Raw genomic sequence first — 18,262 nt, forward strand, 5'->3', positions numbered from 1 at the left:
TAGGCAGGTATTCATTATCTGCCTATTTTTGTATGCAATCTTTCTGGCTGATTTTCCAGCTCTTGGCCTGTTTAGGGCTTGGTTTTATTCTTGCACGTCGCCTACCCACTTGGCTTGAAAAAATCGCCTTTAAACTGCTGCCGTATTTTACTTATATTTTGTTATTTGCGATTGCGATCGAATTTTCTGAAACATTACACACTATTCCAGCACCTCTGCAAATCCTTTCTTCATCAGTACTTATTGCACTATTGACCTCAGTGGGTGCTTTTATTTGCTGCTATATTTTATTTAAGCTTTTAGGCTATAAACCCAGTCATGGCAAAGTGTCCATGCAGTTAGTGACAAGCTCACTCATCAATATTAGCTATGCTTTTATTGCATTAGGTTTAGGTTATGCTTTTGCCGAAATGGCAGCACATTTTAGTCTTCAGCCACATATTAGTACTTGGGATCTACTTTTAGTCTTCATGTTTCTGATTGGGCTTGATCTCGCCTACTCACCGCTCGATCGCTCTTGGTTAAATTGGAAAATTCTACTTGTTCCACTCGGTTGTATCGTCGGTTCACTTTTGGGCGCTTTTGCTGCTGCCTATCTATTGCCACAAATCAGCTTGAAAGATTTGATTATGCTGTCACAAGGCTATGGTTTCTATTCGATGACAGGTATCGTCGTAACTGAATTAAAAAATGCGCATCTAGGTAGTATTGCGTTGATGAATGATTTATTCAGAGAAATCTTTGCGATTGTGTTTATGTATATTATTGGCTGGCGTTACCCACGCTCTGCAATTTCATCTGCGGGCGCAACAGCTATGGATGTCACCCTACCTATGGTCAAACAAGCCTGTGGGAATGATTTTATTCCACATGCCATGGTCAGCGGCTTTATCCTTTCTGTACTTGCACCTATATTGGTGAGTATATTGGCGGTGCTTTAACGATTTTAATCTCCCTAAATCCCTCTTTAAAAAAGAGGGACTTTCTCCTCCCTTTTTCAAAGGGAGGTCGGGTGGGATTCTTACAAAGTCGCCAAAATATCTTTTAAAGTCTGACGCATATTGTCCGATTTGGTAATCGGACGACCAATCACCAAATGTGTAGAACCATCAAGCATGGCTTGTTTAGGTGTCACAATTCGTTTTTGATCATCAGCAGCAGAACCTGCTGGACGGATACCCGGTGTCACTAAAGCAAAGTCAGCACCCAAAGTTTCACGCAGCATTTTTGCTTCTTGTGCCGAACACACTACACCATCTAAACCACTTTCTTTCGTTAAAGTCGCAAGACGTTTCACATGTTCAAAGGGTTCAACATCTAAACCTAAATCCGCAAGATCTTCACGGCCCATCGAGGTTAATACCGTTACTGCAATCAGCTGAGTGTTATAGTTACCCGTCTTTAAACGCTCAACACAGGTTTCCATCATTTTACGACCACCTGAAGCATGAACATTCACCATCCACACACCCATATCCGCAGCTGCACAAACTGCTTGCGCTGTAGTGTTTGGAATATCGTGGAATTTTAGATCTAGAAATACTTCAAAACCTTTATCATGCAATGCCTTAACGACACTTGGACCCTCATGGGTAAATAACTCTTTACCAACCTTAACTCGACATAATGCAGGATCTAACTGCTCTGCAATTGTAAGTGCGTCATATTGGCTTTTAGCATCTAGTGCAACGATGATACTCAAGAGACTTACCCTTCATTTTGACAAAATTAGTGCATTATAGATGGATTCAACTTGATCAGAAAGTCATAAAACTCATGTCATTTGAAATGATTAATTTGAATTGAGCTATCTCATTATTTTATTTGAGATAAGCGTTTTATTTTTTCAGCCCATAAAAAAACACCCCGATGATCCACCGGAGTGTTAAATATAAAATTTAAATCTACTCATAAAAGTAGTTAATTTACTTCTAAAACCCAATTATAACGGGTTAGAAGGACGCTCATTCGCATCAATATCTAAAACTGTCTTTTCATGACGCGTATGTACAGCCGCTTCAGCAGCAGCCAGTTGAGCAGTTTGAATTTGCTCTTTACGTAGGCGGTCAATATCTTTACGTAGACGTTTAATTTCCCAGTTATTTTGAAATACTCGAAATACTTGCACTGCCAATAAAAGACCTAACACCAAACCTAATGACAAGGTTAATAGCAATAAAAGCCCTAAACGCATTGCAGGCACTTGTGTAAACAACAAATCGACCGAAAGTTCAGTTCCGTTTTGTAGAACCAAAGCCAATGAGTATCCAAATAGGACCAGTAGAATTACGACCAATACGTAACGCATAAACACCCCTAACAATGTTTTGAATTAGTTTGCAGATTCGTTTACCGCATCACGTAAAGCTTTACCAGGTTTAAAGTGCGGTACAGCTTTTGCTGCCACTTCAACTGATTTACCTGTTTTTGGGTTACGACCCACACGTGGTTCACGGTGATGTAATGCAAAACTACCAAAACCACGGATTTCTATTCGGTTGTCTGTAGACAAAGCTTCGATCATTTGATCGATCATTATCTTAACGGCCTCTTCCACTAAGGGTTCAGCTAAGTGTGGGTTTTTAAGAGAAATACGCTCTATTAAGTCAGACTTATTAAGTGCTTCAGTAGTCATCTGCGACCTCTTTAATTATCAAGCTACCTAGGATCAGTTTCCTGATAATAACCTGTTTAAATACAAAACGGTAGCGTAATAATCACTTACTACGCTACCGTTACAGTAATTGTGTAAAATATATTAATTAATTTACATTAACAATACAATTCAAACACTTACTTAGTGGTTCATTTGAGCTTTGATCAAATCACCAATAGTCTTAGGACCATTGTCTGAAGTTGCTGTAGCTGTCTTGTTCAAGTTAGCTACTGCTTCTTTTTCTTCAGCTTCGTCTTTCGCTTTGATAGACAAGTTGATAGAACGTGATTTGCGGTCTACGTTGATGATTTTAGCTTCAACTTCTTGACCAACTTCAAGGAACTTAGTTGCATCTTCAACGCGGTCGCGGTTGATTTCAGATGCTTTAAGAGTCGCTTCAACTTCGTCAGCTAACTTAACAGTAGCGCCTTTAGCGTCAACTGCAGTTACAGTACCTTTAACAAGCGCACCGCGTTCGTTAGCAGCTAAGAAATCGTTGAACGGATCGCTGTTCATTTGTTTGATGCCAAGGCTGATACGGTTGCCTTCAGCGTCTACTGAAAGGATAACCGCTTCAACTGTGTCACCTTTCTTGTAACGACGGATAGCTTCTTCGCCTTGTTCGTTCCAAGAAATGTCAGACAAGTGAACTAGACCATCGATACCGCCTGGTAAACCGATGAAGATACCGAAGTCAGTGATTGACTTGATCGTACCTGAAACTTTTTCACCTTTGTCGTGTTCTTTAGCAAACTCTTCCCATGGGTTAGCACGAGTTTGTTTGATACCAAGAGAAATACGACGACGCTCTTCATCAACTTCAAGAACCATAACGTCAACTTCGTCACCGATCTGAACAACTTTAGATGGGTGGATGTTTTTGTTAGTGTGGTCCATTTCTGAAACGTGTACTAAGCCTTCAACGCCTTCAGCGATTTCAGCGAAGCAACCGTAGTCAGTTAAGTTAGTTACACGAGCTTTAACGATAGAACCTTTAGGGTAACGGTTCATGATCGCTAACCATGGATCTTCGCCTAATTGTTTAAGGCCTAAAGATACGCGGTTACGTTCGCGGTCGAATTTAAGTACTTTAACAGTAACTTCTTGACCAACTTCAACAACTTCTGAAGGGTGCTTGATACGTTTCCAAGCCATGTCAGTGATGTGAAGAAGACCATCAATACCGCCAAGGTCAACGAACGCGCCGTAGTCAGTAAGATTTTTGATAGTACCAGTAACTGTTTGACCTTCTTCAAGCTGAGCAAGAAGAGCTTCACGGTCAGCTGAAGATTCAGCTTCCATAACAGCACGACGAGATACAACAACGTTGTTACGTTTAGCATCAAGTTTGATTACTTTAAATTCTAACTCTTTACCTTCTAAGTGAGTAGTATCACGAATAGGACGAGTATCAACTAAAGAACCTGGAAGGAACGCACGAACTGGACCGATGTCAACAGTGAAACCGCCTTTAACCTTACCAGAGATAACACCAGTAACGATTTCGCCGTCTTCAAAGATTTTTTCAAGTTTAGTCCAAGTTTCAGCACGTTTAGCTTTTTCACGTGATAAAACTGTTTGACCCATACCGTTGTCAAGAGCTTCAACAACTACGTCAACAGTGTCGCCAACTTGAACTTCAAGTTCACGTTGTTCATTTAAGAATTCAGCGCGGTCAACAATACCTTCTGATTTAAGGCCAGTGTCAACTGTTACCCAGTCAGAATCGATGTTTACTACAACGCCTTGGATGACAGCACCCTTTTCAACGTTGAGGTTTAATTCGCTTTCTTCAAAGAGGGCTGCAAAAGATTCGGTCATGATATACCTAGTAAAGTCAGCGGTCTTGGATCAGACAAGGCCGGTTTAATTAAGCGTCTACATAGTCCGTATAAGACTGATCAAGCTATGCTTCTGCTGAAAATTCTTTAGTTTGCTAATTGCTGATCGATGTAATTCGTCATCAGCGTGAATACTTCATCAATACTCAAAGTTGAACTATCAATAAAATAGGCATCTGGCGCAGGCTTGAGTGGAGCGACTGTGCGTTCCATATCTCGCTTATCACGCGCTTCGATATTAGCTAAAATGTCGTTTATTTTAACATCCACGCCCATAGCCTGCAACTGATTTACACGGCGCTCTGCACGGGACTGAGCAGAAGCCGTTAAATAAATCTTGGCTTGAGCATTGGGAAAAATCGTAGTTGCCATATCACGGCCATCTGCAACCAAACCAGGTGCTTGGGCAAAGGCATGCTGACGTTCTAAAAGCGCAGTTCTAAGTGTAGGAATTGCAGCAACTTTTGAGGCAAACTCTCCGACTCTCTCAGTACGGATAACTTTTGAGACATCTTCACCATCTAAAAGCACCGAAACACCTGCTTCATTTGTCACAAATTGTATGTCTAAATTTGTTGCAATTTTTACGCATTCATCGAGCTTTGAGTCTAATGCATCAATTAAGTCTTGCTTATGCAATGACAATCCCAACAGACGATATAACGCACCTGAGTCGAGTAAGTGGAACTGATAATGTGCCGCAATTTTTGCTGCCAATGTTCCTTTACCTGAGCCACTTGGGCCATCAATTGTAATGATTTGAACTGTCATTGTTCTTCCACTTTTGTTTATACGGTTTTTGCAAGTTTTGAAAAACCAATTTTAATCGCTGACTTCAGTTGCGCAAGGATTAATTGACTAACGAATGGCGCACGCGCCTGTAATTCAATCGTATAAGTGACTAAAGTACGCGCAGCATCAATCGCTTCGAATTGAATCACACCCAAATGATGTTTCACCAGTGGGTTTTTAATAATCTTATATTCAATGCGTTGGTTTGGCTCAAGCAAGGTAATTTGCTCTTGTAACGGCTTCACTGGCCCAAAGCCCATACGACGTACAGAACCCACACCATCAGGACGTTCAGGATCTGCAGAATCTTTGACGCGCACCACTTGAATCGGTGCAAAAGCCACGTTATAGGTCGAATGTTTTGAAAGTAAGTCAAAAACTTGCTCGACCGGTGCATTAAATTCTTTTTTTACTTGAATGGATTTCATGGTGTACCCTATTTTATTTGACAATATTAATTGTCAGTAGAGTTTACTTGATTTTTTAAATGAAGTTCAGTCAAAGTGGCTTTTTCCTGTAACTTCATCAGTCGTTTTTGTTCACGACGCATTTTAAAAAAATCACTTAATTGTTGGGAGCATTGCGCTTGCAGGCAACCATGCTCAAACTCAAAGATATGGTTATAGTAGCCTGAATTTAACAATTGACGCGAACTCACTAAAGAACCTGCTTTAGGCTCAGTCGTCGCAAATACCACGCGTTTAATTCTTGAATGGACCAAAGCACCCACACACATTGTGCAAGGCTCCAAGGTCACATATAAAGTTGCATCATCAGGTAAACGGTAATTATCGATATTTAAACAAGCTTGACGCAAAGCTTGTACTTCCGCATGCGCGGTGGGATCTTTCAAAGAAATAGGCGCATTAAACCCTGCACCTATGACTTGATTTTGACTCACAATCACTGCACCTACAGGAATTTCTTGCAATTCGGCAGCTTGCGCAGCTTGCTCGAAAGCAAGCTGCATCCAATGCTCATCACTATGTTGGTTTTGTTCAGACATCAATTAACTAAATTACACCATACTGTCTTAACAGTGCATTCCAACTGTCAATATTGGTTACAGGAGGATCGTCAGCCAAAATCCCTTTAAGGGAAAGGTCTGTACCTTTTTTCCACTCTGGGGAGAGATCTTTATCAACAAGACGTGCACGCACACCTTCCACAAAGTCCGCATGACGAATTTTCCACTCTGAAATTTGAGTTTCTAGTTCAAACACTTCATTCCAAGAATGCACTTTTTTCCCCCACTGCCACAATAACCATGTTAATGCTGCGGTTGCAGGTGAACCTTTTTGCAGATTTTCACTGGCTTGGCGTAGCCAATCACTGCGTGCATCGCTTAAACCAATAATTGATTCATAGTCATGTTCAAAATTGTGCCCACGGCACACACTCTGAATCACATCTAATGAATTTTGTAATGGGCCCGGCCCCACAGGACGATGCATACTATTTAAAGTGTCATCAATGGCACGGAAATCGCCCGCTGGATAATGATCCCAATCAATATTGATGACAGTTTCAAGTACGTTATCACGCTGTGCATCGCAAATGTGGGTTGCCCAGCCGATACCATAAGCACCTGCTGCGGTCATAATCGAGCCTGTTAATCCCGTAAACAAACCAATAGCACCACGGTCAGCTAGGAAACGCGTCGCACCTACATCTGGATACAAACCGATATTAATTTCAGGCATTGCTAAACGTGAATAAGGTGTCACCAAACGGAAAGGTGCGGCCATAAATAGACCTAAACCACCACCCATGACATAACCTTCGCCCCAAACCAAAATCGGCTTTGCATAGTTATGCAGCAGCAAATCTAGGGCATATTCTTGTTCAAAGAATTTATTCGCCGTTTCAACTTCATCATTGACCACCAATTGTCGCAATTTGCGTACATCGCCACCTGCACAAAATGCTTTCGGCGTAGTGGAATCCAACCAAATCGCTTTAACAGCATCATCATGTTGAAAGTCCTGAAAGACTTCAAGCAATGCTGTACAGATAGATTCATCTAATGCATGAAGCGATTTTGGGCGATTCAGGCGAACAATGCGCCAGCCCTTTTTCGCTTCTTCCACAATCAGATCTGGGTGATAATTTTTTGAAACGGGAGAATAAGTCATGCGTCCAGCTGCCAGTCTATTGGCTCAATGCCATTTTGTTTAAGATAATTATTACTTTTTGAGAACACCTTACAACCAAAAAAACCACCGCGGTTTGCAGCCAAAGGAGATGGATGCGCGGCTTTTAGCACCAAGTGCTTATTTTGGTCAATGCGTTGTCCCTTACGCTGTGCATATGCCCCCCATAAAATAAAGACAATATGCTCACGTTGCTCATTTAAAACATCAATCACATGGTCTGTAAAATCCTCCCAGCCACGTTTTTGATGTGAAGTTGGTTGCCCAGCCTCAACAGTCAGTACCGCATTTAAAAGCAAAACACCTTGTTCTGCCCAGCGTGTTAAGTCCCCATGTTTTGACACAGGCACCCCAAGGTCGGTATTTAACTCATGGAAAATATTACGTAAAGAAGGTGGTAATGCAACCCCCTTTTGTACCGAAAAACTCAAGCCATGTGCCTGATTTGGCCCATGATACGGGTCTTGGCCTAAAATCACCACCTTTACATTCGCCATAGGCGTCGTGTTTAAGGCATTAAAAATCAGCGGATTCGGTGGATAAATCACTTTATCCTGTTTCATTTGTTGTAGCAGAAAGTCTTTTAACTCATCCATGCGGGGGCTAAGCAAAAACTCACTTAGGCCATATTTCCAGCTAGCATCAAGCTGCACTTTAGCGAGTTTTGCTTGTTGCTCTTCTGTTAAAGACATCACTGTTAACCAATCCTAATAAAACCAAATATTTACTTAAATTTTAACTTGTAAATCAACTGCAGGGTTTAAAAATTTTTGACCCTGTTTTAATTTTTCATACATCTGGGAATCGTTCCATTCCGACTGAACCTGTTCGGAAAAGACGATTTGATCTAACTGCAACAGCCCCATTTGTGCGTTGTCGATATCTTCTAAAAAGCTTTGCGCATAGCCTGTGTCCGTCTCATGTACGATCACAGAATACACTTCAACATCACCCTCACCATTTTGAGTTTCTGTTGATTTTAGAACTTGTTGTGCCAAGTAAAAGAAGATCCGTGAAAACTGTTCTGCTGAAGGCGATACGGGTAGTTCAACCCAACGTGCGCTGAACTGCTTGCAGGCACGAATATACTCGGCATCATCATGTTGCCAAAAACAAATCGCATGATCAAAACTGTCAAATAAGTCTTTAATAACCCCTTTGAGCAAACCGAAATCGTAAACCATTTGTCCATGGTCAAGTTTCGACGCTTTGAGTAATAGTTCGACTTTATAACTGTGTCCATGAATGGAACGTTTGCAGCGGTCTGACGTGCAATTACGCACGATATGCGCGTTTTCAAACTTAAATAACTTACGAATTAACATATGTCGTAATGCAATCAAATAATCTATGGGTTCTCAGAGATTATAATGCAAAAGTCTAACAAGAGGCATTAATTTTGCTGTTCAGCACAATTGGGAAAAGGCATCATGAAAATTTAGCGATATTTAAGACCTAAAATGGTGCCATACTGCGAAAAGCCACATATACATCTTTATCTTTTCGCACTAACTCACTGGTAAATTGACGCTTTCTTTCATTTAAAATAATTTCAATTTGCGCTTTAAAATAGTTCGACTGCACACCCAATTGTGAGTTTAAAACTTCTCGATTTTCTGTGCTCACCTGTGCAAATGGCTCCATTGCCCATAAATCATTGATATTTTCAAAATGTTCAAATTTGGCAGCTTTTTGTTGCAAAGCTTGTTCGACTGCATTGACATCTAAACGATCATCCATGGTTGCCAACAAAAATGCAGGAGCGGTATTAATGTTTACCGTTGTTTCATGCGAGGGCAAGCTACTCACATAGGGTGCAATCAGTTTATATTGAGCACCTTCAAAACCACGGACTGATTTCAACTCTTCCACACTATGAAATTTTGCATTTGGCGGTAGTGCCGCATTATTTAAACCACGATAGTACGCCAGTTCAGCTCCCATCGGGCCAGAGGTCTCATCATCTTCATCTTGCCAATCGATCACAGCTTGACTTAATTCTGCGGGTAAACCAACACGCTGCAATATTTTTTCAAACCATAACTTTGCTTTGTCATTTACCACACCCTCCTCTGAAACCAAACTATTGAGGTTAAATTTGCCAGATTCATCTTGGAGCACACCTGCAACAGTTCCACCTTCCACTGGAAAAGCAGGCATGGGCTGAGCCCAATTTTCTTGTAAATGATCCACCTGCCCTGCATTTTCAGCATCATTTACCAGAAGTTCGGCAAAAAATGCTTCGGCACTTTTCGCATATAACATCGATTGATTTTGGCGCATCACGTAGGCGGTATTTTCAGAAGTATTGGCTTGTTGTTTTGCGATGCCTGCTGCAACAATGGTTGCCAAAGCCACCATCATCAGGATGGTTAATAAAGCAATGCCGCGTTGCTGTTTCATAAGCAACTCCGAACTTCAAATGACCCCACAACCTGACCGTTAACCATTCTTATTTTTATCCAATAAAAAATCAGTATTTAACAAACTGAATAGCCATTCATAGTCTGTCCCATCGACTGTGAGTTGCATCCTAATGCCGCGTGGTAACAGTTGTATGGTTTTTTCATTATTCATATCTGCAGCTGAATCTGGCCAACTGTCCAACTCATTTGGATTGAGTACCGTGATTTTATATTGTTCAATATTATCCAGTAAAACACTCGAATCTGGCTGATCATGCCCCGTTTGGTTGAGATTTTTAAATTTTAGCCGATACAATTTTTTTTCATCAGCTTTGTATTGATATTCCACTCGCTCGTCAGGTGCAATGCCCTGATTTAATGGATCAGTGACACCTGTCTTACTGAAATTAAATCGGCCATTTTGCAATACTAACGCTGGTTGAATATCTCCATTAATATTGGCAGTTAAGGGCACAGCTTGTACTGTGTCTCTGAGAATTTGCTGATGGGCATCTTGCAACTGACTAAGCCTTGCCTCATGGGTTGCGTTTCGTTCCTTCACTTTCGAGACATAATCAAAAACCTTCCAACCCAAAGCAGACAGCACTGCGAAAATAGCAATCGCAACCAAAAGCTCAACTAAGGTAAATCCTGCTTGATTCTTCATTCCTTGCTGTACAAGCACAGGCATATCTTGAGATGTACGTTTTTTTCTAGTTATTATTTTCATCCAACGGAGCCTTATAGTTAAAGAACACCAAACTGCTAATCCCTGCTTCAACATCGCCTGTTTCAGCATTCATCAAACTCACTTGGATATCAATCCGTTGTACATTTGGACTAATGGTGGCTTGGGCTTTTTTGTCAATTTGCCATTGTTCGCCTTGTTCAGTGACTTGTTTAGATGCAGTACCCGTCATCCATTCACGATTGATTTCCATCTTAGCGATTTCATTCAACGCGACAAATTGTGCTTTATTTCTTAAAATTGCGTGTGCTGTCGACTGTGTATATTGCATCGCAACATTAGACAAAGCCATTGCCGCAGTCGCAAAAATCGCCAATGCCACCATGACTTCAAGTAGCGTAAACCCTTTAGCCCGCATTAACTTTCCCTAAATGATCGATTTCGATTTCATTACCAATGGGACGTTCTTCAAAATAAAACTGTATACGCACAGGCTTTACCTCACCATTGCCCAACCAAATCAACTTGGGTGCATTGGTATTTAACAAATCATCATTATTGGCATTTGCATACTGCTGATCTAAAGGCTGAATCGTAAAAGAGACATTTTCAGGTAATACTCGGGTTTCAAAATCTTTATAGTTTTGCCATTTATTATTCTGATTTAAAATACTATTTTCTACACGTTTTTGTTCTGGTAAATATTCTTGTACCGCATAGCTTTGCGTGTTGACATCCGTTCCAGCGTTTTGCTGTAAGGCCAATATCAAAGCTTGATCATTTGCATCGCGTAAAATTCGTTTCAGATCCATCACAAACACTTCGCGTGCTTGCATGGCTTTGCGTTGATCTGTTCCACCGATATTCAAAAGCACCAATGAGGCCATGATGCCCATAATCACAATCACCACCATCAATTCTACGAGGGTGAAGCCACGAACCGATGATGGTGATGCACTTTTCATAAGCAGCCTTTAAGCGAATTGAGCAACCGCATGCACTTGTTTTGGTAAGGCCAAGGCTTGATCAATATAAGCAACCCGCAAGGTGTCTCTTGAACCCAAATAACGCTGATAAAAACTAGAGTTCAAAATTGCTGCAGCACCATGTGTAAGTGACCAAATCGAAGCAAGATAATCACGTACTGGCATGCTACTTTGAATCGACTCCAAGTAACGCTCAGTCATACGAATGATCAATCGTAGGCGTTGTTTGCGCACTTGATATAGTTCACTAAACAAGTGCTGAATACCCACACCCGTTGTCGATAAACGCTCTTCAATTTGGTGAAACAACACTGTACGTTCTGGGTGATGTAAGTGATGCAACATAAAGAAAGCAAGGTGTTCAGGAAAAGCTTTGTCGGTGTCTTTAATCATTTCCAATAACATGCGTTCATTACGAATAATGAGCAACATATATAGTTCATCTTTACTTTGGAAATGTTTATATAACGTCCCTTTTGCCAAGTCGAGTTCTGCCGCTAGCGCATCTAGTGTCATCCCTGCTTCGCCATTTTCCAATAGCAGTTGCTCTGCCACTTGGAAAATTAATGCTTCTCTTGCTCTAAACTGAGCTTGACGATCCATCTTCACCCTATACTCTCTTACTCTTATATCAATTCAAATTATTTACTTAAGATTGAGGAGATTTTCAAAGTTTTGCATTGTAATGAAAGCCATCTCTTCAATTGACTTATCATATACATCACTTAAGGCTTTGGCTACATAGGGAACGTATTTTGGTTCATTAGACTTTCCTCTATAGGGCATCGGTGCAAGGTATGGACTATCAGTTTCAATCAGCACTCGATCCAGTGGTACTTGCTTGGCCACATCACGCAAATCTTGTGCATTTTTAAAAGAAACAATGCCTGAAAATGACACGTAATATCCACAATCTAAGACAGCTTTTGCCGTTTCCCAATCTTCAGTAAAACAATGCAAAATACCGTGAGTAGATTTCTCTGCACGGATAATATCCACCGTATCATGCTTTGCAGAACGGGTATGAACAACCACTGGTTTTTTTACAGCTTGTGATGCGTGAATATGGCGGGCAAAGCATTCTTTTTGCTCTGCAATAAAGTCTGTACTATGAAAATAATCCAGCCCTGTTTCACCAATCGCCCAAACCTTTTCAGGTTGTGCTAATTCAATGAGATATTCTTCTGTTGCCCGAGCCATCGTTGCAGGATCTTCACATGGGTGTACCCCAACGGAATAACCCACATCGGCATGACGTGAAGCAATTTTTGAAAGTTCGATATGGTCATCTAGATCAACCGAGATACTCATAAATTTTGAGACCCCGGCTTGACGAGCCTGATCCAATGCAAGATCTAAATTACCCTCATAAGGGCTTAAGTCAAGCATGGTTAAATGGCAATGGGTATCTACAAACACAATATGTACCTACAAGTCTTCACTGTTGTAACTACATAGTGTAACTTCTACGCCCCTCAGATTTAAGCCCTGCAAGTAAACGTTCTGCTTCTGTTTTGAAATAAACGCCTTTTTCGCCGCTTAATTGAATTCCAAAGCCTTGTGGTTTAATGCCATTTTGCTTTTGCGAAATCCAAATCACTTTTCCTGTCAAAGGAATTTTTATACTTTGTTCAGGCAAAGTCGCCAATAAGAAAACCTCATCACCCATTTTCACAGCTTGCTTTGATGGCACAAATAAACCGCCACCAACGACATAAGGCATGTAGCTCGCAAAAAGTGTTTCCACATCTGGAATATTAGCGTGAACAATCCCGCCCATACGTGGTTGCATGATGTTTCCCCTTAATTAAACATTCATCAGTTTGATACAAAGCTCATCTACGACCAGATTCCCCTGTACGTTCTGCTCAATGAACTGCTTAGACTGCTGTAATTCTGTATAAATCCCAAAGAGTGTTTCGAGCGAATATTGCTCTGCCAACACCCCAAAATCCAAATCTATATTTTTTATGGATTGATTTAGCTTGACACAAATTATATCGGACAACAAGTATTCAAACATTTGACTAAAATCACTAAAACTCAGAGCTTTATTCCACTTGGTCGCAATTGCCATCGGCATATTTTTTTGTGTCACAAGTTTTTGCCAATCTTGTAGAAACTCTTGGCGCATATTTAGCCATTCACTACTTGCCAATGAAATCGCTTGTAATGGCATTTGACTAGCTAAGTTCATGAGAACTTTGCGCTGGGTTTCACCACTATCGGGCAAATGCTGCTGTAAATATTGCTGTGATTGTTCCGGTTCAATACGATCCAATGCATAGTGCTGCATTCGACTGCGAATGGTTGCCGGCAATTTCAAATAATGCTCTGCCAATAACATAATCACAATCCGCTCGCCCGGCTCTTCCAATGTTTTCAGCAATGCATTTGATGATGCAATGTTTAATGCTTCAGCAGGCTCAATCAACACAACTCGCCAACCGTCTACGGTTTGCTGTACAAAAGGCAATAAATCACGAATTTTCTCGATTTTAATTTTGGCGTTTTGCTTTTTATTGTCTTCATCTGTACTGATATGGACAAAATTTGGATGTGTATCTGACTTTAACCACTGGCAACTCCCGCACTCACCACACGGCTCAGTTCGCTCATCACGTTTTTGACACAGCACCCATGCAAGAAATTGTTTTGCAAATGCCTCTTTACCACAGCCTTTTTTGCCATACAAAAGCACGCCATGTCCCAATTGTGGAAAACGGCTGGTTAATGTATTCCATGTATTTTTCTGCCAAGGGTACACTTGCGCCACAATTTCATTTTGCATAAATCGTTTAACCTTATTCGAAGTTCGAAACATCCATTTGGTTCAAACGATCAAGGTCAGCTTGAGTATCTACGCCCGGTGGAAGGTTCGCTTCTGCCACAGCAATGGCAATACGGTGACCATTTTCCAAAACGCGTAATTGTTCAAGGCTTTCTAATTTTTCCAGCACACCCATATCCCAAGTGACATATTCTTGTAGGAGTTTTACGCGGTATGCATATAGGCCTAAATGACGATAAGCCTGATCATGCAAGGTTGGTTCAGCTTGCTTTGCACCATCACGGTCATAAGGAATAGTCGCACGGCTAAAATACAGCGCTTGATTGTGCTTTGACATAACCACTTTGACGATACTGTCACGTTGAAACTCATCTAGACTATGAATCGGCTCACAGAGCGTCGACATCGAACATGTCGGTTGATCAACAAGTAATTGTGCAACTTGTTTTACCAATTGAGCGGGAAGCAAAGGTTCATCACCTTGCACATTGACAATAATGTCATCACTCGCCCAACCTTTGATGCATGCAACTTCACTTAAACGATCTGTCCCTGATGGATGCTCTGCAGAGGTCAGTACCACATCAACCCCTTCTGCACGACACACTGCTGCAATACGCTCATCATCTGTAGCGACACAAAGATCATCGAATCCTGCAACTTTTTTGGCTTGATCGACCACACGTAAAATCATCGGACGACCATGAATTTCAAGTAAAGGCTTACCCGGTAAACGTGAACTTGAAAAACGTGCAGGAATAACAATATGTTTCATAAATTAAATGCCTTCGGGAAGTTTCAGACCCAGTTTTTTCAACTGCGCATGCAAAGTTTCATAACACGCAGGTGACAACACTGCATCTACAGGAACAACCCATATTTCTCTTTTAAAATCTGGATTATTTTTGAGGATCGCTAAAATTTTAACTGCATCTTTTTCAGTGGTAATGATGGGATTGGCATCTTCAAATTGCAAATCACTCAGTTCATATTCATAATGATCTGGGAATTCATGACATTGAAATTGATGAATCCCCATGTTTTCTAGGGTTTTATAAAATCGTTGCGGAAAACCGATACCCACTACGGCATAAAAATCTTTATTTGCATCAAATGTCGTCACAAGATCTTTATTGAGCAAATAAGGCTGCGCCGCTTCTAGGTGCATATTCAGTGGAGAACTTGGATCTGCTGAATGCTCAATGACCGTTCCACTGGCAAGGCGCTTTTTCGGTTCACGCAAATAACCTTCAGGTAATAATTTTTCATTGCCTAAACCACGGTTATTATCCAGTACGATCCACTCCAACTGGCGTTGAAGCGCCCAATGCTGCAAACCATCATCACAGATAATCAAATCCAATTCATGCTTAGATAGCAGCAACTCAATACTTTGTTGGCGATTTGGACCGACCGCCATCGGCACACCTGTAGACTGAACGATTAAGCTCGGTTCATCACCCACGATTTCAGCCGTCGAATCTAAATCCACATAGGCCGGAAATGGTCCTTGACCACCATAGCCACGACTGATCACACCAACACGCAGCTTTAAGCTATTTAAATAACTAACCAAGTGAATGAGCAAAGGGGTTTTACCACTTCCACCGACTGTGATGTTACCAATGACCATGACTGGAATGGGCGCTTTATAGCTTTGCTTTATACCTGATTGATAGAGTTTTTTATTGAGTAAAAAGCCGCCACGATAAAGCCATGACAAAGGTCTAAACACAACGAGCCACTTTGCCTGTTCATTCCAAGCATCCTGAATCAATTGTGTAAAAGACATGACTTAATTTTCCTCAAAATTACGCTGATGAAGTTGGTAATATGCACCACGTTGTGCCATCAATTCCGTATGCGAACCTTGTTCAATAATACGCCCTTTATCCATCACCACAATACAGTCTGCATTTTCAATGGTTGATAAACGATGCGCAATCACGATCGTAGTACGATCTTGCATCGCAGCGTCAAATGCTTGCTGAATGAAAAATTCAGATTCGTTATCTAGCGCACTGGTCGCTTCATCTAAAATTAAGATCGGTGCATTTTTCAAAATCGCACGAGCAATTGCAATCCGTTGACGTTGTCCACCAGATAGATTTAAACCTTGGGCACCCAATGGTGTGTCATAACCTTGCGGTAAGTCCATAATAAAATCATGTGCAAATGCAGCTTTGGCAGCAGCAATGACTTGTTCATCTGTTGCATGCTCGAGCTGACCATAAGCAATATTTTCACGCACTGTACGGTTAAACAAAACCACTTGCTGATTGACCATCGAAATCTGAGTACGCAAGCTATTGAGCTCTATGTCGTGAATATCATGCTGATCAAGCAACAATTGGCCTGAGGATACCTCTTGGTAACGCACCAACAGATTGACCAGTGAGGTTTTACCTGCACCTGAACGCCCAACCAATGCAACAGTTTGCCCTGCATTCACTTTTAAATTGAAGTCATGAATCGCATGGTGACCATCGGCATAGATCAAATTAACATTTTTAAATTCGACATCACCTTTCAAAGCAGGCTTCAGCGTGCCGTTATTTACTTCTTCAGGCATATCAAGCAATTCAAAAACTGAATAAGCTGCTGCCATGCCTCGTTGTAGTTTTTCATTGACATCCGTTAAGGTTTTAATCGGCTTACTCAGCATACCTGCGGCAGTGATATACGCTACAAACTCACCTGCTGTTGTATCTTGTAGAATCTCTGGGCGTAGCGCGATATACATCACGATACTGAGCGCGATCGACATAATCAGCTGAACAATTGGGCTATTGAGTTGCTGCACCACAACCATTTTTAAGCCGCGGCGTAAGTTCTCCATTGAGCTTTCATAAAAACGTTTTTGTTCATAATCTTGCCCTGCAAAGCCCTTCACTACCAAGTTGCCTTGTACTGTCTCTTGCACCACATGGTTAACGTCACCCATGGTACTTTGTACTTGCATGGATAATTTACGCATGCGTTTCGACGCTTTACGGATAATCAGCCCAATAATTGGGCCAAAAATCAAAATACACAGAGTTAAACGCCAGTTGGTATACAGCAAATAACCCAATAATGCGATGGTAATCAAACCCTGTTGTACAATCGTTTTTAGTGACTCAGACGATGCCGCCGTCAACTGTTCAACGTTATACATAATTTTTGCAGTGATATGACCGCTCGAATTATCTAAATAATATTGCGAAGGCAAACGCATGAGTTTTGCGAACACTTGCTGACGAATATTAAAGATTAAGTTTCGAGAAATCACTGCGGTAAAATATCCCCCCATGAACAAACCGAGTCCACGGAAGAACATCAATAAAACCACCAAGAGTGGAAATAAGGTTGTAAAGCTTTGATCTTTGTTTTGAATGGCTTCAATAATGCGTTCCAATAATTTTGCGACAGAAACTTCTGTCGCAGCATTAATACCGAAACCAAGCAAAACCAGCAGGCCGATTCCCCAAAAAGGTTTTAAATAACTTAATAGGCGTAAATAGACCTTAAAATCGTGCTTCACTAATAACCTCGAGTTGGAACTTTGGTACTGATGTTGACATTCACAAATCCAAGTTGACCTGCAACATCCATCACCCGAATCACATCTTGATGTGTTGCTTTTGCATCTGCGGCAATCACAAACATTAAATCACGACGATCATTGGCTGTCTGTTTAATTGCAGTATTCAAATCAGAGACTTCTTTACTCGCCAATGACTGACCATTGACAGAATAATGTCCTGTTGAATCCACCACAACTTCAATCTTTTGATCATAGTTTTTAGGTGGAACACCCTGTGCATCTGGCAAAGTCAGGTTCATTCGACTCATCTGGTTAAAGGTAGTCGAGAGCAACAAGAACACCAAAATGAACATCAAACAGTCAATCATCGGTGTGAGGTTGATATGAATATCTTCAACCTGACGACGTTTAAATTTCATGCGCA

At 41.1% G+C, this 18,262-nt stretch carries 23 protein-coding genes; 1 reads left to right on the plus strand and 22 read right to left on the minus strand.

Annotated features, from left to right (window positions below; all coding sequences use genetic code 11):
- Positions 1-32 precede the first annotated feature (32 nt).
- Positions 33-941, plus strand: coding sequence for a lysine exporter LysO family protein (locus FTT77_RS00615; RefSeq protein WP_180007331.1), 909 nt, complete (start codon positions 33-35; stop codon positions 939-941).
- 80 nt (positions 942-1,021) lie between these two features.
- Here the strand turns inward: FTT77_RS00615 and pyrF are convergent, their stop codons facing one another.
- From pyrF to FTT77_RS00725, 22 genes are all read right to left on the minus strand, one after another.
- On the minus strand, positions 1,022-1,702 hold the full coding sequence (gene pyrF / locus FTT77_RS00620; RefSeq protein WP_180007332.1) for an orotidine-5'-phosphate decarboxylase: 681 nt from the start codon (positions 1,700-1,702) through the stop codon (positions 1,022-1,024).
- 240 nt (positions 1,703-1,942) lie between these two features.
- A complete protein-coding gene (locus FTT77_RS00625; protein ID WP_180108744.1) occupies positions 1,943-2,308 on the minus strand; it encodes a lipopolysaccharide assembly protein LapA domain-containing protein in 366 nt (121 codons plus the stop codon).
- A 24-nt stretch (positions 2,309-2,332) separates the two neighbouring features.
- Positions 2,333-2,635 carry an integration host factor subunit beta gene (locus FTT77_RS00630; protein ID WP_067767464.1) on the minus strand — a complete coding sequence of 101 codons (303 nt, stop codon included), beginning with the start codon at positions 2,633-2,635 and terminating at the stop codon, positions 2,333-2,335.
- A gap of 162 nt (positions 2,636-2,797) precedes the next feature.
- Positions 2,798-4,477 carry a 30S ribosomal protein S1 gene (gene rpsA, locus FTT77_RS00635; RefSeq protein WP_078188933.1) on the minus strand — a complete coding sequence of 560 codons (1,680 nt, stop codon included), beginning with the start codon at positions 4,475-4,477 and terminating at the stop codon, positions 2,798-2,800.
- A 107-nt stretch (positions 4,478-4,584) separates the two neighbouring features.
- Complete coding sequence (gene cmk / locus FTT77_RS00640; RefSeq protein ID WP_180108745.1) at positions 4,585-5,268, minus strand: (d)CMP kinase; 684 nt, start codon at positions 5,266-5,268, stop codon at positions 4,585-4,587.
- 17 nt (positions 5,269-5,285) lie between these two features.
- The gene (locus tag FTT77_RS00645; RefSeq protein WP_078188937.1) at positions 5,286-5,717 is read right to left on the minus strand and encodes an SRPBCC family protein; all 432 of its coding nucleotides are present in this window, start codon (positions 5,715-5,717) and stop codon (positions 5,286-5,288) included.
- A gap of 26 nt (positions 5,718-5,743) precedes the next feature.
- Positions 5,744-6,295 carry a tRNA adenosine(34) deaminase TadA gene (tadA, locus tag FTT77_RS00650; protein WP_180088567.1) on the minus strand — a complete coding sequence of 184 codons (552 nt, stop codon included), beginning with the start codon at positions 6,293-6,295 and terminating at the stop codon, positions 5,744-5,746.
- 7 nt (positions 6,296-6,302) lie between these two features.
- The gene (locus FTT77_RS00655; protein WP_180026944.1) at positions 6,303-7,424 is read right to left on the minus strand and encodes an enoyl-CoA hydratase/isomerase family protein; all 1,122 of its coding nucleotides are present in this window, start codon (positions 7,422-7,424) and stop codon (positions 6,303-6,305) included.
- On the minus strand, positions 7,421-8,134 hold the full coding sequence (ung, locus tag FTT77_RS00660) for a uracil-DNA glycosylase (protein WP_168378900.1): 714 nt from the start codon (positions 8,132-8,134) through the stop codon (positions 7,421-7,423). Before ung ends, FTT77_RS00655 begins: the two co-directional genes overlap by 4 nt.
- Before the next feature lie 36 nt (positions 8,135-8,170).
- Positions 8,171-8,767, minus strand: a complete 597-nt coding sequence (locus FTT77_RS00665) for a 6-carboxytetrahydropterin synthase (RefSeq protein WP_168378899.1) — start codon at positions 8,765-8,767, stop codon at positions 8,171-8,173.
- Positions 8,768-8,897: 130 nt separating this feature from the next.
- Complete coding sequence (gene gspK / locus FTT77_RS00670; protein WP_078193662.1) at positions 8,898-9,845, minus strand: type II secretion system minor pseudopilin GspK; 948 nt, start codon at positions 9,843-9,845, stop codon at positions 8,898-8,900.
- Between the two features lie 39 nt (positions 9,846-9,884).
- Positions 9,885-10,514, minus strand: a complete 630-nt coding sequence (gspJ, locus tag FTT77_RS00675; protein WP_180003180.1) for a type II secretion system minor pseudopilin GspJ — start codon at positions 10,512-10,514, stop codon at positions 9,885-9,887.
- 46 nt (positions 10,515-10,560) lie between these two features.
- On the minus strand, positions 10,561-10,953 hold the full coding sequence (gspI, locus tag FTT77_RS00680; RefSeq protein ID WP_078188947.1) for a type II secretion system minor pseudopilin GspI: 393 nt from the start codon (positions 10,951-10,953) through the stop codon (positions 10,561-10,563).
- On the minus strand, positions 10,943-11,500 hold the full coding sequence (locus FTT77_RS00685; RefSeq protein WP_180010304.1) for a type II secretion system protein: 558 nt from the start codon (positions 11,498-11,500) through the stop codon (positions 10,943-10,945). The genes gspI and FTT77_RS00685 overlap by 11 nt, the downstream gene beginning before the upstream one ends.
- 9 nt (positions 11,501-11,509) lie before the next feature.
- Positions 11,510-12,124 carry a TetR/AcrR family transcriptional regulator gene (locus tag FTT77_RS00690; RefSeq protein WP_168378896.1) on the minus strand — a complete coding sequence of 205 codons (615 nt, stop codon included), beginning with the start codon at positions 12,122-12,124 and terminating at the stop codon, positions 11,510-11,512.
- 42 nt (positions 12,125-12,166) lie between these two features.
- Positions 12,167-12,940, minus strand: a complete 774-nt coding sequence (locus FTT77_RS00695; RefSeq protein ID WP_168378895.1) for a TatD family hydrolase — start codon at positions 12,938-12,940, stop codon at positions 12,167-12,169.
- 31 nt (positions 12,941-12,971) lie between these two features.
- Complete coding sequence (locus FTT77_RS00700; RefSeq protein WP_111885061.1) at positions 12,972-13,313, minus strand: PilZ domain-containing protein; 342 nt, start codon at positions 13,311-13,313, stop codon at positions 12,972-12,974.
- A gap of 15 nt (positions 13,314-13,328) precedes the next feature.
- The gene (locus FTT77_RS00705) at positions 13,329-14,312 is read right to left on the minus strand and encodes a DNA polymerase III subunit delta' (protein ID WP_180108746.1); all 984 of its coding nucleotides are present in this window, start codon (positions 14,310-14,312) and stop codon (positions 13,329-13,331) included.
- A gap of 13 nt (positions 14,313-14,325) precedes the next feature.
- Positions 14,326-15,087 (minus strand): 3-deoxy-manno-octulosonate cytidylyltransferase, encoded by a 762-nt coding sequence (gene kdsB, locus FTT77_RS00710; protein WP_180108747.1) that lies wholly within the window; start codon positions 15,085-15,087, stop codon positions 14,326-14,328.
- Between the two features lie 3 nt (positions 15,088-15,090).
- The gene (gene lpxK, locus FTT77_RS00715) at positions 15,091-16,104 is read right to left on the minus strand and encodes a tetraacyldisaccharide 4'-kinase (protein ID WP_168378892.1); all 1,014 of its coding nucleotides are present in this window, start codon (positions 16,102-16,104) and stop codon (positions 15,091-15,093) included.
- 3 nt (positions 16,105-16,107) lie between these two features.
- The gene (gene msbA / locus FTT77_RS00720) at positions 16,108-17,835 is read right to left on the minus strand and encodes a lipid A export permease/ATP-binding protein MsbA (protein ID WP_180007340.1); all 1,728 of its coding nucleotides are present in this window, start codon (positions 17,833-17,835) and stop codon (positions 16,108-16,110) included.
- Complete coding sequence (locus FTT77_RS00725) at positions 17,835-18,257, minus strand: biopolymer transporter ExbD (protein WP_168378890.1); 423 nt, start codon at positions 18,255-18,257, stop codon at positions 17,835-17,837. The genes msbA and FTT77_RS00725 overlap by 1 nt, the downstream gene beginning before the upstream one ends.
- Positions 18,258-18,262 lie beyond the last annotated feature (5 nt).

It is taken from the genome of Acinetobacter sp. YH01010 (assembly GCF_013420775.1).
Lineage (GTDB): Bacteria > Pseudomonadota > Gammaproteobacteria > Pseudomonadales > Moraxellaceae > Acinetobacter > Acinetobacter amyesii.

Coding starts and splice junctions, on each gene's coding strand:
- gspI (WP_078188947.1), bottom strand. CDS start 10,953: ATGCGGGCTAAAGGGTTTACGCTACTTGAAGTCATGGTGGCATTGGCG.
- gspK (WP_078193662.1), bottom strand. CDS start 9,845: ATGAAACAGCAACGCGGCATTGCTTTATTAACCATCCTGATGATGGTG.
- FTT77_RS00630 (WP_067767464.1), bottom strand. CDS start 2,635: ATGACTACTGAAGCACTTAATAAGTCTGACTTAATAGAGCGTATTTCT.
- FTT77_RS00645 (WP_078188937.1), bottom strand. CDS start 5,717: ATGAAATCCATTCAAGTAAAAAAAGAATTTAATGCACCGGTCGAGCAA.
- FTT77_RS00625 (WP_180108744.1), bottom strand. CDS start 2,308: ATGCGTTACGTATTGGTCGTAATTCTACTGGTCCTATTTGGATACTCA.
- lpxK (WP_168378892.1), bottom strand. CDS start 16,104: ATGTCTTTTACACAATTGATTCAGGATGCTTGGAATGAACAGGCAAAG.
- ung (WP_168378900.1), bottom strand. CDS start 8,134: ATGTCTTTAACAGAAGAGCAACAAGCAAAACTCGCTAAAGTGCAGCTT.
- FTT77_RS00725 (WP_168378890.1), bottom strand. CDS start 18,257: ATGAAATTTAAACGTCGTCAGGTTGAAGATATTCATATCAACCTCACA.
- FTT77_RS00705 (WP_180108746.1), bottom strand. CDS start 14,312: ATGCAAAATGAAATTGTGGCGCAAGTGTACCCTTGGCAGAAAAATACA.
- FTT77_RS00685 (WP_180010304.1), bottom strand. CDS start 11,500: ATGAAAAGTGCATCACCATCATCGGTTCGTGGCTTCACCCTCGTAGAA.
- rpsA (WP_078188933.1), bottom strand. CDS start 4,477: ATGACCGAATCTTTTGCAGCCCTCTTTGAAGAAAGCGAATTAAACCTC.
- FTT77_RS00700 (WP_111885061.1), bottom strand. CDS start 13,313: ATGCAACCACGTATGGGCGGGATTGTTCACGCTAATATTCCAGATGTG.
- kdsB (WP_180108747.1), bottom strand. CDS start 15,087: ATGAAACATATTGTTATTCCTGCACGTTTTTCAAGTTCACGTTTACCG.
- cmk (WP_180108745.1), bottom strand. CDS start 5,268: ATGACAGTTCAAATCATTACAATTGATGGCCCAAGTGGCTCAGGTAAA.
- FTT77_RS00690 (WP_168378896.1), bottom strand. CDS start 12,124: ATGGATCGTCAAGCTCAGTTTAGAGCAAGAGAAGCATTAATTTTCCAA.
- gspJ (WP_180003180.1), bottom strand. CDS start 10,514: ATGAAGAATCAAGCAGGATTTACCTTAGTTGAGCTTTTGGTTGCGATT.
- FTT77_RS00615 (WP_180007331.1), top strand. CDS start 33: ATGCAATCTTTCTGGCTGATTTTCCAGCTCTTGGCCTGTTTAGGGCTT.
- tadA (WP_180088567.1), bottom strand. CDS start 6,295: ATGTCTGAACAAAACCAACATAGTGATGAGCATTGGATGCAGCTTGCT.
- FTT77_RS00655 (WP_180026944.1), bottom strand. CDS start 7,424: ATGACTTATTCTCCCGTTTCAAAAAATTATCACCCAGATCTGATTGTG.
- FTT77_RS00665 (WP_168378899.1), bottom strand. CDS start 8,767: ATGTTAATTCGTAAGTTATTTAAGTTTGAAAACGCGCATATCGTGCGT.